Annotated in this window: 13 protein-coding genes; 1 reads left to right on the top strand and 12 read right to left on the bottom strand. The window is 67.6% G+C overall.

The features are described from left to right. The 7 genes from AC0OLQ_RS17030 to AC0OLQ_RS17000 form a co-directional block, all read right to left on the bottom strand. Window positions 1-849 carry an alpha/beta fold hydrolase gene (locus AC0OLQ_RS17030; RefSeq protein ID WP_484532158.1) on the bottom strand — a complete coding sequence of 283 codons (849 nt, stop codon included), beginning with the start codon at window positions 847-849 and terminating at the stop codon, window positions 1-3. A gap of 8 nt (window positions 850-857) precedes the next feature. Next, a complete protein-coding gene (locus AC0OLQ_RS17025; RefSeq protein ID WP_484532157.1) occupies window positions 858-1,664 on the bottom strand; it encodes a 3-methyl-2-oxobutanoate hydroxymethyltransferase in 807 nt (268 codons plus the stop codon). Window positions 1,665-1,669: 5 nt separating this feature from the next. Then, entirely contained in the window at window positions 1,670-2,164 is a 495-nt protein-coding gene (locus AC0OLQ_RS17020; RefSeq protein ID WP_484532156.1) for a hypothetical protein, read from the bottom strand. Between the two features lie 13 nt (window positions 2,165-2,177). Continuing rightward, window positions 2,178-3,461, bottom strand: a complete 1,284-nt coding sequence (locus AC0OLQ_RS17015; RefSeq protein ID WP_322440902.1) for an aromatic ring-hydroxylating dioxygenase subunit alpha — start codon at window positions 3,459-3,461, stop codon at window positions 2,178-2,180. Between the two features lie 84 nt (window positions 3,462-3,545). Then, window positions 3,546-3,677, bottom strand: a complete 132-nt coding sequence (locus AC0OLQ_RS17010; protein ID WP_322440901.1) for a hypothetical protein — start codon at window positions 3,675-3,677, stop codon at window positions 3,546-3,548. A gap of 249 nt (window positions 3,678-3,926) precedes the next feature. Then, window positions 3,927-4,187, bottom strand: coding sequence for a hypothetical protein (locus AC0OLQ_RS17005; RefSeq protein WP_484532155.1), 261 nt, complete (start codon window positions 4,185-4,187; stop codon window positions 3,927-3,929). 11 nt (window positions 4,188-4,198) lie between these two features. Then, window positions 4,199-5,344, bottom strand: a complete 1,146-nt coding sequence (locus tag AC0OLQ_RS17000) for an ABC transporter ATP-binding protein (RefSeq protein WP_484532154.1) — start codon at window positions 5,342-5,344, stop codon at window positions 4,199-4,201. Window positions 5,345-6,519: 1,175 nt separating this feature from the next. Here AC0OLQ_RS17000 and AC0OLQ_RS16995 point away from each other — a divergent pair. Beyond that, window positions 6,520-7,308 (top strand): FadR/GntR family transcriptional regulator, encoded by a 789-nt coding sequence (locus AC0OLQ_RS16995; RefSeq protein WP_484532153.1) that lies wholly within the window; start codon window positions 6,520-6,522, stop codon window positions 7,306-7,308. Window positions 7,309-7,500: 192 nt separating this feature from the next. Here the strand turns inward: AC0OLQ_RS16995 and AC0OLQ_RS16990 are convergent, their stop codons facing one another. The 5 genes from AC0OLQ_RS16990 to AC0OLQ_RS16970 form a co-directional block, all read right to left on the bottom strand. After that, the gene (locus AC0OLQ_RS16990; RefSeq protein WP_484532152.1) at window positions 7,501-9,186 is read right to left on the bottom strand and encodes an ABC transporter permease; all 1,686 of its coding nucleotides are present in this window, start codon (window positions 9,184-9,186) and stop codon (window positions 7,501-7,503) included. A gap of 62 nt (window positions 9,187-9,248) precedes the next feature. Beyond that, window positions 9,249-10,394 (bottom strand): ABC transporter substrate-binding protein, encoded by a 1,146-nt coding sequence (locus AC0OLQ_RS16985; protein WP_484532151.1) that lies wholly within the window; start codon window positions 10,392-10,394, stop codon window positions 9,249-9,251. Between the two features lie 33 nt (window positions 10,395-10,427). Beyond that, window positions 10,428-11,171, bottom strand: a complete 744-nt coding sequence (locus AC0OLQ_RS16980) for an enoyl-CoA hydratase/isomerase family protein (RefSeq protein WP_484532150.1) — start codon at window positions 11,169-11,171, stop codon at window positions 10,428-10,430. After that, window positions 11,168-13,309: an acetate--CoA ligase family protein gene (locus AC0OLQ_RS16975; protein WP_484532149.1), complete on the bottom strand. Its 2,142-nt coding sequence runs from the start codon at window positions 13,307-13,309 to the stop codon at window positions 11,168-11,170. The genes AC0OLQ_RS16980 and AC0OLQ_RS16975 overlap by 4 nt, the downstream gene beginning before the upstream one ends. After that, on the bottom strand, window positions 13,309-14,130 hold the full coding sequence (locus tag AC0OLQ_RS16970) for a p-hydroxycinnamoyl CoA hydratase/lyase (protein WP_484532148.1): 822 nt from the start codon (window positions 14,128-14,130) through the stop codon (window positions 13,309-13,311). Before AC0OLQ_RS16970 ends, AC0OLQ_RS16975 begins: the two co-directional genes overlap by 1 nt. Window positions 14,131-14,176: the final 46 nt, after the last annotated feature.

Below are 14,176 nucleotides of genomic sequence, written 5' to 3'. Positions count from 1 at the left end.
TCAGTGTCTCGCGAGGAAGTCCAGCACGCGCTGCTGCGACGCCTCGGGGGTCTGCTCCGCGACCGGGACGTCCCAGTAGTCGTTGTCGGGCAGGCACTCCTGCAGGTAGCGCGCGGCGGAGCGAGTGTGAGAGGTGTCGTCGCCGGGCACGATCAGCGCCGGCACGTCGAGCACCTGAAGATCCTCCGGCTCCGGGCCGGGCACGGTGTCGCGGTCGAAGAGCAGTCGGGAGGTGCCGCTGACGATAGTCGCGTAGCGCGCGAGGTCCGCCTCGGCGTAGGCCTTCGCGAACTCGTCGTCGCTGCGCAGCACCGCCGCCCACGGGCCGACCCGCGGGTCCTTGCTGAACCCGGCTCCGGTCGACCGGGCCAGCTCGACGACCGCGGCCAAGCCGTGCTCGGCGACGAACCCCAGGTGCTGGGTGAACCGGCGGTGCTGGGCAGCGCGATAGGTGACGCCGCCGGCCGGCGAGACGAGCACCATGCTGCGGACGCGCTCCGGCTGTGCGACAGCGATCAGCGCCGCCGTCGAGCAGCCGACGCAGCCGCCCATCGTGTGGGTCTGCTCGACGCCGAGGTGGTCGAGCAGGGCGATCGCCTGGGCGACATACTTGTCCCACGAGAGGCGCTCGAGCCGCCCACCGGAGCGCCCGGACTCGCGGCGGTCGAAGACGATGCAGGTGTAGTGCGGCGAGAGCGCGTCGATGAACCCCAGGTCGCGGTAGCGGCCGAAGGAGGTCCAGTTCTCGAGGCTCGAGTCGAAGCCGCCGGGACTGAACATCAGCAGCGTTGGGCCCTGGCCGACCGCCTCGTAGCGCGTGCGGATGCCGTCGAGCTCGACGATGGGCATGACGTCTCCTACTGCTTCGGAACGGGGATGCCGCCGCGGATCTGACGGCCCTCACGGATGTCGGTGATGCACTCAGTCAGCGCGTCGTACGCGACCCGCGCGACGTTGGCGTAAGTGTCCGGCTCCTCGTCGAGCCACTTCGCCGAGTATCCGATCGCAGCCGTGGACATCCTGATCCGGCCGTCGAGCCATGGGCCGCCGCCGAAGCCACCGAGGACGGGGATCGACACGGCCTGTACGACGGCCGGGCCGACCACCGGCCCCGAGTTGGTGAAGTTGAGGGCGACTGCACCGGCCGCCTCGAGCCGCTTGGCCTCATCGACAAGCTCTCCGAGCATCTCGTCGGGGACCTGGACGGTGTGCGCCGCAACGTACTCCACGCCGTACTTGAGCGCCGTCTGCGGCGTGATGCCGAACTGCGCGAAGACCGGGATCCCGGCCCGGGTGACCGCCTCGACCGCCTCGGGGAAGTCAGCGGCGCCGTCGAGCTTGACCAGGTCGACGCCGGCCTCCTTGACCAGCCGGATCGCGGCAGGCACCGCGTCACCGGACTGCAGCGGCCCGTACGGGAAGTCGCAGCTCAGGAGTGCATCCTTGACCCCGCGGCGGACCGCCTTGGCGACCACCAGCAGCTCGTCGAAGGTGATCTCGAGCGGGTGCGGCTGGCCCCACAGGTTGACTCCGACCGTGTCGCCGACGGAGATGATGTCGGCGCCGGCCCGGTCGGCGATCCTGGCCATCTGGTAGTCCCAGGCGACGATGCAGACGCTCTTCTCGCCGGCCGCCTTCATCGCCTGCAGCAGGGGGACGGTCATCCCGCTCATGCGCGCGTCGCCCTCAACAGCTCGGTGAGGTCGTCCTCCTCGGCCGGAACCAGGAGGATCCGGGCGTGCGGCCGCAGGTGGAACAGCGCTTCGCTGGTGAGTGCTCCCGGCGCGACCACGAGGCCGGCGGTCATGATGCCGCGCACCTTGCAGGCCGCGCCGATGGTGCCGACCGCCTCGACGTTGGCGCCGTCGACGGAGACCATCACGACGGTGTTGCTGTCCTCCAGCGCGTCGGCCAGCGGCACGGACTCACCCGTCATGGCGACCAGGGTGTGGCCCGGGTCGACGACGGAGTAGAACCGGGCCTGGCCCCACTCCAGCTCGGAGGCTCGACGGACGATCCGCTCCGCCTCCGGGTCGAGGGCGACCACCCGCGTGTTGCGGGCCGCCGCCAAGGGATAGTCGATGCGGAAGGCCGCCTCCCTGGCGGTGGTCGCCTCGGAGCACGCACTGACGCCTGCCGGGATCGACAGCTGCTGGTCGGTCATCGACGCGCCCGCCTCAGACGGTGGTCTGCGGGACGCCCGGCTTGGCGATCATCGCCTCGCCGATGCCCTCGACGAACGACTGGTCGGCCGGGAGCACGATGGCGACCGAGCGGACCTTCTGGTCCTGCGCGCGGTTGCCGACCGGCTCGGTGCCCTCCTCGGACAGCGCGAGCGCAGCCTTGCGGAGCTTCTGGCGGGCCTTGATGATGCCGGCGTCGGTGGCGACGAGGCGCTCCTTCGTCCGGTCGACGATCGGGCCCATCGACTCCTGCAGGGAGGAGTCCTGGAGCGCGATGCCCTCGATGCCGGAGTAGGTTTCGCCGCGGCGCTGCGCCTCACGGTCCATCAGGTAGTCGTTGTCCTTGTTGGCGAGCGGACGGTACGCCGCGTCGTTCGCGCTGTGGACGCCCTTGCCGGCCCGCATCGCCGCGACCTCGGTCTCGGTGAGCGGACGGGTGGGGTGGTAGTCGAAGCTGTAGGCCCAGCAGTTCTCATCATCGATCGGCACCCAGAAGTGGCCGTGCACCGGGTGGTCGCCGCGCGGCGGCACCATCGTGAAATTCGGCAGCACCCACGGCGTCACGCGCCAGTAGTAGTACCCCTCCTCCGCGTTGCGGCGGGCGCCGATGAGCAGGCCACCCTCGTAGTCGACGACCTCGAAGAACGGCTTGAGGTCACCCTTGTTGTACTGGTTGCCCTTCGAGCCCTTGAACAACGGGTCGCGGTCGAGGCTGCCGGAGTGCAGGAATGTGACGTGGCTGGAGTCGATGCCGCCCTCGAGCGCCTGCAGCCAGTTGCACTCCTGCAGACGCTTCGACGTGAACGCCTGGCCCTCGGGGACGGTGTAGGCCTCCCACTCCGGCAGCGGCGGCTGCTTCTCCGGGTCGCCCAGGTAGGTCCACAGCACGTCGCCGAGCTTCACCAGCGGGTAGGACTTGAGCTTGACGTTGGCGCAGAAGTTGCTGGTCTCCGGCTCGCTCGGAACCTCGATCGCCTGGCCGGTGTAGTCGTACTTCCAGCCGTGGTAAGGGCAGCGCAGCCCGCCCTCCTCGTTGCGGCCGAACCAGAGCGAGACGCCACGGTGCGCGCAGAACTCGTCCATGAGGCCGTAGTTGCCGTTGCTGTCGCGGATGGCGATCAGGCGCTCCGAGAGGATCTTCACGCGCACCGGCGGACAGTCGTTGGACGGTAGCTCCTCGGCCAGCAGCACGGGCTGCCAATAGCGGCGGAAGAGCTCACCCATCGGCGTGCCGGGGCCGGTACGCGTCAGCAGCTCGTTGATCTCGGCGCGGAGCATCTCGTTCCTTCCAGGACCTGTCTGAGGGCTATCAAACCGATGGGCGGGATGAAAGGGGCCTGTGTGGCCAGGGATTGCTTGTGGTCAGGACTGCGTGGGCGGCACCTCGACCGTGAGCCCGTCGAGCGCGTCGGTGATCTCGATCTGGCAACCGAGGCGGCTGCAGTCGCGGCGGCTGGTGACACCGAGGGTCGAGCAGGTCCTCCTCGAGGTCACCCGGCCCGCCGACGGCCTCGAATAACCCCTCGCGGACCCACATCGCAGGTGGCGCAGGAGTTGTTGCCGCCGCAGCGCCGATGATGCCGGGGACGCCGGTGCACGGAGCGCGCTCAATGACGTTCTCGCCGACGCTGGCGTCGATCACACGCTCGTCGCCGTCACTGCCCACATCCACGACCTTCGGCACGCGGCACGTCCTCCTTGTTGCCTAATGGCCTGACCATTATCCCACAGGTGTGACGTACGTCAACGGGCCAGATCGAGACACCGGACGAGGCCTGCGGTGCCGGGTGATCGCCTTCTACCAGCCGCCCCACCGAGCGGGCTGAGCACGAGCGGCGCGACAGCCTGTCCGACACCGACCGGGCCGGTGTACGCGATGGCGCCGGTCAGGTCGTAGACCTGGCAGAGGTTGGCGGCGACGGTGCCCCGGGTGCCGATCTCGGAGAGGACCACTCCCCAGTAGGGGTTGAAGTCACGGTTATGCAGGACCACGGTCAGCGCCACGCGTGACCGCCTCAACCCACGGGCACCAGGGCCAGCTTGCTGGGATCCAGGTGCAGGTAGATCGAGGTCCCCTGCTCGATCGAGACCGAGGGGTTGCCCCGGGCCCGGATCTCGTGCTTGCCGACCTTGACCACATGGTCGACGGCCTCCCCGAGGAAGGCCCGGGTCAGCACGGTCCCCGTCCACTCGTTTGGCACCGCACCCGCCCGCGAGCTGGTGCTGACCTCCACCGCCTCGGGCCGGATCGAGACGATGACGTCGGCGCCGACCGGTAGGTCCGCCGCCGAATCGACCAGGAGCTGCCCGTCCTCGGTGCCGACGGAGTACCGCTCGCCGTCCTTCGCCACGACGTTGCCAGCAATGAAGTTCGACGTGCCGATGAACTCGGCGACGAACTTGCAGTTGGGATTCTCGTAGATCTCCCGGGGCCGGCCCAGTTGAACGACCTTGCCGCTGCGCATCACCGCGATCGAGGTGCTGAGGACCAGTGCCTCCGTCTGGTCGTGGGTGACGTACACCGAGGTGATGCCGAGCTCCCGCTGCAGCCGCTTGAGCTCGTAACGCAGGGACTCCCGCAGCTTCGCGTCGAGATTGGACAGCGGCTCGTCGAGCAGCAGCAGTGGGGGCTCCATGACGAGCGCGCGGGCGAGGGCGAGCCGCTGCTGCTGCCCGCCGGAGAGCTTGGTGGCCTGACGGTCGGCATAGCTGCCTAGCTCCATCGTCTCCAGCACCCGCATCACCCGCTCGGCGATCTCCCGCTTGCCCGGCCGCTCGCGGCGCTTCTTCACCTGCAACGGGAACGCCACATTGTCGAACACCGACATGTGCGGCCAGATCGCATAGGACTGGAAGACCATGCCGAGCCCGCGCTCGTTCGCGGGCACGTTGACCGTCTTCCTGCCCGCAGCGCCCGAAAAGAAGACCCGGTCGCCGACCTCGATGGTGCCGGAGTCAGGGCTCTCAAGTCCGGCGATGGAACGGAGGGTGGTCGTCTTGCCGCACCCGGACGGGCCCAGCAGGGTGAAAAGCTCGCCCTCTTCGACCTTGAAGCCGATGTCGTTGACGGCGAACACCCGCTCCTCAGTGCCGGACGAAAGTGCACGACGCCGGCGACGCTCGCCGTCGAAGGTCTTGACGAGATTGTCGATGCGCAACATCTTGTCCTCCTGATAGCAGCCAGCGGACTGATCGCAGCCCGCGGCTCAGTCCTGCCGCAGCCCGACCTTGGCGCCGAGCTTGTAAGGCACTTGGGGCACTCCCAGTCCACGAGGGCATCGCCATGGCCCGTTTGCCGCCGTCTTCATGAGGCGACCCCGTTTGGTCCCGTGACGATGGGCTGGACGTGGGCCACCCGAAGCGGCCAACTGGACGTTTTCTCCCCGCCACCGGGGTGGTCAGCTCGCCAGTAGGCGACGCACGACCTCCGTGACCGAGCGCCTGGCCACGGCCGCGGCGCGGTCGTCGTGCCTGGTCCCGTACGGGTCATCTGATACGCCGAGGACTCTCGCCGGGTACGACCGGAAGGTGATCGTCGCACAGCGCCTCCTGTGGTGGTGGTCACGACGAGTAGATCCTGCCAAGGACTAAAGGTCTAACCTTTGGTTCGAGACGTTACAGAAGCGTTACCTGTGGGTCAAGAAGCAAAGAGAGATGCGCCAGAGAACGTCAGAAGGCAGCATGGTAAGACCATTACCCGAGAGGAAGCCGTCTAGTGCCCAAGGTCACCTTTGTCACCGTCGGTGGAACCCCACCCCGATAGATGCGACGGTTTGGCGACTCGGTCATGGTCACGGCCGTCAGGAACGGCGTGCGCGGCATCGTCGGCGAATGCGGAGGTAACAGCTCCTGTGCGACCCTACGTCGACGAGGACTTCCTGCCGCTCGTCGGTCCTGCCAACGATCTCGAGGACGACATGCTGGACCTCGCGGTGTCGGACCGCCGGCCGACGAGCCGCCTGTGCTGCCAGATCACCGTCACCGAGCCCTGGACGGCTGACCGTCGAGCTTCCGGACGAACAACCGTGAGCGGCGGAGCACTCATCGTCGGCGCGAGCCACGCCGGCGTCCCAGTTGGCGGTGTCCCTGCGCGACTACGGCGACGACGGACCCATCACCCTGTTCGACGCATGACCGGGAAGGGTGAAACAGCCCACCAGGCCGGACATCGAAGCTCAAGCCGTTCACAGCGAATACCGAGCCCCTGCCGCCGGGCGCCCGCATCGGCTCCCGTACGACTTCACGAGATCGGTCAGGGTCAGCGAGGATCACCGGGCTCGCGCGTCCAATGGCATACCATTGGTCCATCAATCTTCACCCGACCGGGGAGCCAACGATGGCGTCGAACTTCAGGATCAGCGAGGGCTCCGACACGTCCGACGACATGTTCAGTCGCGTGAACATCGACCGCGCGTCGCGAGTCATCGTCGACCAGATCAAGATGTTGATCCATGACGGCAGACTCAAGCCGGGCGACCGACTCCCCAGTGAGCGGGACCTGTGCCAGCGGTTCGCCGTCAGCCGGGTCACCGTCCGCGAAGCGCTACGCATGCTGGAGGCAGGCGGACTAGTCACGATCCGGGTCGGGGCCCGCGGCGGCGCCTTCGTGACTACGCCCTCGCCCGAACAGCTCGGGGAAGGGCTCGCCGATTTGCTGAGCGTGTCCCGCCTGACCGCGCCCAACGTGACCGAGGCCCGCAAGATCGTCGAGCTGGGCGTGCTTCCGCTCGCGATGGAGCGAGCCACCGACGCCGACGTGCAGGCGCTGCTGGCGATGGTGGAAGAGGGCCGGAAGGCCGTGGACGCCGGCGAGTACACCATGGAGATGTCGGCCGCGTTCCACGTACGCCTGGCTGAGTGCACCCACAACCCGGCCATCGCGATGCTGGTGCACAGTTTCCACGGCCCGATGTTGATGTCGCTTCACGAGGCCAAGGTCGCCGCACCGCTCATGGGCAAACGGGGCACCACAGAGCATCTGGAGATCGCCGAAGCGATCCGGGACCGTGACCTGGAGCGGGCTCAGCAAATCATGCGTGTTCACCTCGACCGCACGGCAGCCCGCGTCCAGACGCAGGCAACGTCGGCGGACGTGTCCGACCCCGAGCCCGTCCGATCGCCCTGAGGGCCGGAAGGACCACCACGGCGGCGGGTTTCTGGAAACCCGCCGCCGTCTGCCGTGCGAGTGCGCCCGACCCGGCGTGAGGAGCCGACGTCAGACGCGGCAGGGCCGCTGGCATTGTCGAAGACGTGAACGGTGTCGTAGCCGAGATACCGGAACCCTTTCCCGGTGCCCGCGAAATCGCGACGCGGAGAGTCAGTAGAGCAATACGTTGCTTCGCTTCGCGAAAGCGAAGATCAGGCCGGACATCGTTACCATCACGAGCATCCAGAGAAGTCCGAATGCCGCGACTTGCGTGGTACTGCCGTTGACGAACGCGTCGTACAAGGAGACGGCAGCGACCGGAGAGTCCGGCGAGGCCAGGAAGATCGGCATCGAAAGCGCCCGGGCACCCTGCATGAACGCGAAGATTCCTCCGGTGAGCAGCGAGGTCGCCAGCAGGGGGAGGACGACCCGGACGAACAGCCGGAACCGGCTGGCTCCCGACACCAGCGCAGCCTCCTCCAAGTCGGCTCTGATCTGGATCACTCCGGCGTAGGCGAACCTCATCGTGAACGGCAGGAACGTCACGAAGTAGCCGAACATCAGGATCCAGATCGTCCCGTACATCGGGATGGGCGAGGCCAGGCCGACCTGGGCGATCGCGATGCCGACAACGATGCCGGGGATGATCAGAGGCACACTCACCAACTGGTCCAGCAGCGCACTGGCTGGGGCCCGCCGTACGACAAGCCACGCCACCAGGCACGTAATGAGGCTCGCGGCCACGGACGCGATCGCGCACAGCAGGATGGTGTTCATCGCCCCCTCCACGAGCGATGGGGTACTCAGAGCCCAGCGGAAGTTCTGCAGTACGAAATTGAACATGCTCGAGTTGAAGCCTTGGAAGACCGGCACGAAGGCGGCCCATGCCAGGACGACGATCGGGAGGGCGACGAGGATTCCGAAGAGCACCACGGACACGGCGCCGTAGGCGTAGCGCCATCGCCCGAAGTCCATGACGCCCGGCCGGTAGGCCTCTCCGCTCACCACCTGGTAGCGCTCGGCCCTCTTCGACAGACGGTTGTAGCGCCACACCAGGACGCCGACAACGAGCATGAGGGTCACCGACAAGGCATTGGCGAAGCCGTAGTCGGGGGTGATCCCGCGCCGGATCGTCTGGTAGACCTTCGTTGTGACGACCTCGACGCCGCCCGGCAGGCCCACGACGGCGGGCACCTCGAACGCCTCCATCACACGGACGAACGCCAGCAGACCGACCGCGAGGATGGCAGGCCAGGCCAGCGGGAGGGTGATTCGGCGCAACACGGTGAAGGTGCCGGCGCCCGACATCTGGGCCGCTTCCTCGAGGGCGGGGTTCGCCCGCTTGAACGCGCTGACGATCAGCAAGAAGGCCAGCGGCGACCAGATCAGCCCCTCGATGAAGATCATCCCCGGCAGGCTGTTGACGGTGATGATCGACGGATTGTCCGAACCTGTTAGCTGTCCCAGGATCGAGTTCACCAGCCCGTTGCGTCCCAGGATCAGCGTCCACGAGATCACGTAGACGAGGTACGGCGTGCCGATCAGGATGACTGCGCCCAGGTAGGCCAGGGTGCGAAACGGCGCGTTGGTACGTTCGGCCAGCCATGCCTGGGTTCCGCCGATCAGGATCGCGAGCAGCGCAGACCCGATGGCGAACACGACGGTGTTCACCGCGGCGTGGATGTTCGATCTGTCACCGAAGAGTTCCCTGAAGTTCTCCAGGGTCCACACCCGCGAGTCAACCAGCATGCCTTCGGTGAGGCTACCGGCGATCAACTGCCACAGGATGGGCGCCATCACGGCGGCGAGCACGACGCCGAGCACTAGGACAACCCAACCAACGAACCGGCTTCTCATGTACTCCTCCTCACTCGTCGCCGGGGCGGTGACCCGGTACCCCGGCGACGGGCGTGATCTGGCTAGCCGGCGTTGACCTTGTCGAAGAGGTCCATCCACCGGCCACTGTCCTTCTCGATCTGCGCCGGGCTCAGCAGCGTCGTCTTGAAGCGGCCGGACTCCGGGTCCAGATCGGGGTCGGTGGGTCTCACGTCCGGGCTGGCCGGAATGTAGGCAGCGTCGCGGAAGACCGCCTGTCCCTCGGGCGAGAGTAGGAAGTCGATCAGCAGACGAGCGGCGAACGGGTGCGCGGCGCCGGCCGTCAGGCCCAGCGGGTTGAGTTCCTTGCTCGCGGCGTTGAGGGCGGAGAATGCGACGTGCGCGCCGTCCTTCTTGCTCAGTGCGACGTGATTGTTGAAGACCTGCAGCACGATCGGGTACTGCCCGGCAATCGCCTGGTTGAGAAGCTCACGCGAGCTGACCTGGACGACTTTCAGCTTCTGGCCGGCCAGCTTCCGCAGGAACTCTTCGCCCTGCTGCTCGCCGAGCGTGTTCAGCACGTTGCCGATGAAGTCCGCGCCACCGGTCGCCTCCGGCGTCCAGGCCACCTGCCCCTTCCACTTCGGGTCGAGCAGGTCGTCGAAGGTCTTCGGCGCGTCCGCCGGCTTGACTCGGTCGGTGTTGTAGGCGATGCCCTTGACGTAGATGTTGACCGCAGTCCAGTAGCCGTCCGGGTCCTTCTGGTCGTTCGGGTAGTCCTCGGCGTACGGCGAGTCGTACTTCTCGGCGGCTCGGGCACCCTTCAACGCCTCGCCGGCGTGCGCACCGTCCCAGACGTCCGACTTGGGAGCGCGCGCCTTCGCCTCGAGCAGCATCTTCTGGGCGATTTCGGAGCTTCCCCCGCGGTAATACTTCAACTCGACGCCCGGGTACTTCTTCTCGAACGCCTCCTTGATCGGAATGACCACCTGGTTGGGGATCAACCCGGTGTACCAGGTGACGCCGCCCTCGTCCTTGGCCTTGGCGTAGAGCGCCTGCTCTCGGGCGGGGCCCGACTGCTGATCGATCTTCGCTACCTCCGCCGACACGTCGGCCGACGCATCCCTACCGCACCCGGCCAGCGCCGACGTTCCGATCACCAAGGCGAGAGCCGCAATGCTCATCTTTCTCATGTGTTTGCTCCTTTGCCTTCCGTTCCGCCACTGAAGCCGGTTCGACAGGGGTTTCACCGACGCGCCGAGACCTGCTCGACGACCCGGGACCTACTCGGAGAGTCCGAGAACGTTGAACGCGCTGTCCGTCCACGCACCCACCGCAGCCGATGCGTCCAACGCGCTCCGAACGGTCACCTTCGCCATGTACGTGGCCAGCGCCGGCTGTTTGGCCAGCCGATAGGCCAGGGCCAAGGCAGCCTCCTCGAGTTCCGAGTCGTCTACGAGCCGGGTCACCAGGCCCCACTCGTGCGCCGTTCGGCCGTCGAGGATCTTTCCGCACAGCACCATGTCCATGGCGCGTGACTCCCCTACGAGACGAACAAGCCGACGGGCGCCACCCCCGCCGACGATCATCCCGCGCTCGACCTCCGGGTAGGCGAGGCGAGCCTCCGGCGTACCGATGCGGAGGTCGGCTGCCAGCGCGAGGTCGAGCCCGCGACCCAGCACGTTCCCGCGCAGCACCGCGACGACCGGGACGGGTAGGCAGCCGATGGCTGCGCCGAGGTTGTCGTGTTCCCGGGTCCAGAGAGCGTTCCGCTTGGACGGCTCCGGCGGACGGGCCTCTTTGATGTCCACGCCGGCACAGAACGACGGGCCGTTGCCTCGGAGCACCACGACGCGGACAGAATTGTCGGTGCCGATGGCCTCGAGAATCTCGAGCAGCGTCGACCGCATGCGGGTACTGAGTGCGTTGTGCTTGGCCGGACGGTCAAGAGTGAGCAGGCCGACGCCGTCCTTTGCCGAGAAGGTCATGCCCGGCTCGGCCGCCTGATCCGGTCGGTCTGCGCTCACGATGCGGCCTCCCTCGGCAACCCGAGGCACAACGCGTCGAGCGCCATCGCGCCCTGGCCCGGCGGCAGTACGACGAGGGGGTTGATCTCGACCGACTCCAATTCGTCGCCGAGGTCCCCCGCCAACTGGGCCATGGCGCAGATCACGTCAACAGCCGCATCAACGTCACCGCCTGCCGCTCCGCGCCAGCCGGCAAGCACAGGACCCGCGGCCGTCTTGTCGAGCGCCACCCTCGCCTCCTGGGGCGTACACCTGGCCGGTAGGAGGCTGACATCGCCATACAGCTCCACAGCGGTCCCGCCCAGACCGACCGCCACGACGGGCCCCACCTCGCGGTCGTTCTGGAAGCCGACGATCAGCTCGATCCCGCCGACGACCTGTTTGGCGACGAGGAGTCCGTCGAGCCCCGGATGCTTCGCCACCACCTCGGCGGCGGCGGACGCCACGGCCTCGGGGTCGACGAGACCCAGCCGCACCCCGCCGCTCTCCGACTTGTGGTGCAGGCCGGAGGCGACGACCTTGACGACGAACGGTCCCGGCCCGTGTCCGCTGGCCCACGCCGCCGCCTCCTCTGGGGAAGCGACGACTGCCTCCTCCGGAGCGGTCACGCCGTACAGGGCCAACAGACGCTTGGCATCGGCCTCGGTGAGGACCTCTGGCAGCTCACGCAGCAGCGAGCGGGCTGGGTCGGCGGTCGCTGACGTGGTCGCGGAAGCCGGGCCCCCCGGCGCAGTGAGGTGCGGCCGGACCGAGAGCAACGCTCCGGCGATCGCGACCGCGTTGTCTATCCCTTGGACGAATGCGAGGTTCGGCAGCGAGTCGCGGATCTCCCGGCCGATCTCCGTGACGTTGGTGGACGTCATCGAGAACAGCGCGACAGGCACCTGTGCCCCAACCGTCCTTCCTCCGGGGAAGGAGTCGTCGAACAACCGGAGGGCTCGTTCCTTGTGCGGCGCCCGCACTCCGAGCAACTCCTCCTGCAGCAACACCATTCCGACCGCGGGGTCGTCGGCCATCGCCTCGACGCACGCCACCAGGTTCGCCGGGTCGGAGAGGCCGGCGTATCCACTGTCGAGCGGGTTGCTGACCTCCATGTCCGGCCCGATGATCTTGGATATCCGCTCCTGGGTCGCCTCGGCAAGCGAGGCAAGCTCGACCCCGTGCAGTGCGGCGCTGTCGAGGGCCAGTTCTCGCACGCCGCCGGACACCGCGACCACACCGACGCTGCCGCCGGACGGGGCCGGCACCCGCGACAGCAGCTCGCATGCCTCGACCGCGACGTCGAGCGACGGCACGACAACCACGCCGTGCGCGGCCGCCACCGCCGTGAAGGCGGCGAACGATCCGGCCAGGGCGCCCGTATGGCTGGCGGCCGCCAGCCGGCTCGCCTCCGACCGGCCGACCTTGAGCGCCACCAGGCGCTTCCCACGAGCGGCGAGTTCGTCGCACGCCGCGAAGAAGGCGTCCCGATCTCGCACGCTCTCGACGAAGGCCGCCACGACGCGGACCTGGTCGTCCGCGGCGAAGTACCGGATGTAGTCCGCGGTGGTGAGAGCGGTCTCGTTGCCGCTGGAGACCATGTAGCGCACGCCGACGCCGCGGCTGACCAGCGCACGGTGCAACGCCGTGACGACGCCTCCGCTCTGGCCGACCACAGCCACCGGACCATCCTTGATCTTGTCCAGCCGGGAGTCGGTCGTCGTGACCATTCGGGCGACTGCGGAAATGTTCCCCAGGCAGTTCGGCCCGGAGATCGCCATGCCCGTCTCGTCGGCGATCGCTCGCAGCTCTGCCAGCTGGTCCGCGTCCAGCCCGCTTGAGAACACCGTCGCGCTCCGCGAGCCGGCCCTCGCCCCTTGACGCACTGCTTCGACCGCATGCTTCGCCGGGATCAGGACGATCAGGTGGTCGGCCGGCTCCGGCAGGTCGCTGGGGCTCGCGTAGCAGATGTCGCCCCAGACGATCTCCCGGTTGGGATTCACCGGGTGCACCACGCCGGCGTACCCAAACCGGCGCAGGTTGTCGCGGATGCGCTGAGGCCACCCGCCAGGCCGCTCGCTGGCCCCGACGATGGCGATCGACGACGGGTGCAGCAAGGCGTCGACGGCGCCGGTGCGGGGTGGTGAGAACTCGGCCATCAGGCGTTGACCTGGGGAGCCGGGCCGAAGCCGGGGCGGTACTCCTTCTTCAAGAAACTCTCGATGCCGTCGGTGCCCCCACGCTGGCTCTGCTTCCGGATGAGCTGGTCGCTCTTGGCCGTCAGCCACGAGAGGGCCTCTTCGTGCGAGATCCGGCGCAGGTCGACCTGCTTGAAGGCCTCCTTGCAGGCACGCAGGGCGAGCGGGTCCTTGGCCTTCAGCTCTTCGGCGATCTCGTAGACCGTGTCCATCAAATTGGCGCGCGGCACGGACATCGTCGTGAAACCGATGTCGCGCGAGGTCTTACCGTCGAACTTGCGGCCGGTCAGGATGTAGAAGAGCGCCTGGCGCGGGATCATCGCGTCGGCCACGATCTTTGCGACCATCCCGCCGGGAATGTGGCCGAAGTTGATCTCCGACAGGCCGAACGTGGCCTCGTCGGCCGCGATCGCGATGTCGCACGACGCCACCACGGTGAAGGCCCCGCCGAAGCAGTAGCCGTTGACCGCGGCGATCGTCGGCTTCGGGAAGTGATTGAGGATCCGATAGCGCCAGTCATGGGAGTTCTTGCGGGCCGCCTCGCGCGCCGCGGGCGTGTCGCGGATCTCGTGGAAGTACTTCTTCAGGTCCTGACCGGCGCAGAAGGACTCGCCGGCGCCGGTGATCACCAGCACCGCCGTCTCGTCGTCGTGCGCGAGTTCGGTGAGCGCCTGGACCATCTCCGCGTGCAGCTCAGGGCTCATCGCGTTGCGCTTCTCTGGACGGTTGAGGGTGAGGGTGGTGACACGGTTCTTCTTGTCGATCAGAATCGTGTTGTACAAAGCTCCCCTACTTTCGCTAGTCGATTCGCTCAACCAGGCTGATCGC

Source organism: Micromonospora sp. Utrum1, assembly GCF_057197805.1.
The sequence above is the reverse complement of the archived record's forward strand: the minus strand, read 5'-3'. Positions and strand labels throughout refer to the sequence as shown.

Coding starts and splice junctions, on each gene's coding strand:
- AC0OLQ_RS17020 (WP_484532156.1), bottom strand. CDS start 2,164: ATGACCGACCAGCAGCTGTCGATCCCGGCAGGCGTCAGTGCGTGCTCC.
- AC0OLQ_RS17025 (WP_484532157.1), bottom strand. CDS start 1,664: ATGACCGTCCCCCTGCTGCAGGCGATGAAGGCGGCCGGCGAGAAGAGC.
- AC0OLQ_RS17030 (WP_484532158.1), bottom strand. CDS start 849: ATGCCCATCGTCGAGCTCGACGGCATCCGCACGCGCTACGAGGCGGTC.
- AC0OLQ_RS17000 (WP_484532154.1), bottom strand. CDS start 5,344: ATGTTGCGCATCGACAATCTCGTCAAGACCTTCGACGGCGAGCGTCGC.
- AC0OLQ_RS16990 (WP_484532152.1), bottom strand. CDS start 9,186: ATGAGAAGCCGGTTCGTTGGTTGGGTTGTCCTAGTGCTCGGCGTCGTG.
- AC0OLQ_RS16995 (WP_484532153.1), top strand. CDS start 6,520: ATGGCGTCGAACTTCAGGATCAGCGAGGGCTCCGACACGTCCGACGAC.
- AC0OLQ_RS16975 (WP_484532149.1), bottom strand. CDS start 13,309: ATGGCCGAGTTCTCACCACCCCGCACCGGCGCCGTCGACGCCTTGCTG.
- AC0OLQ_RS17015 (WP_322440902.1), bottom strand. CDS start 3,461: ATGCTCCGCGCCGAGATCAACGAGCTGCTGACGCGTACCGGCCCCGGC.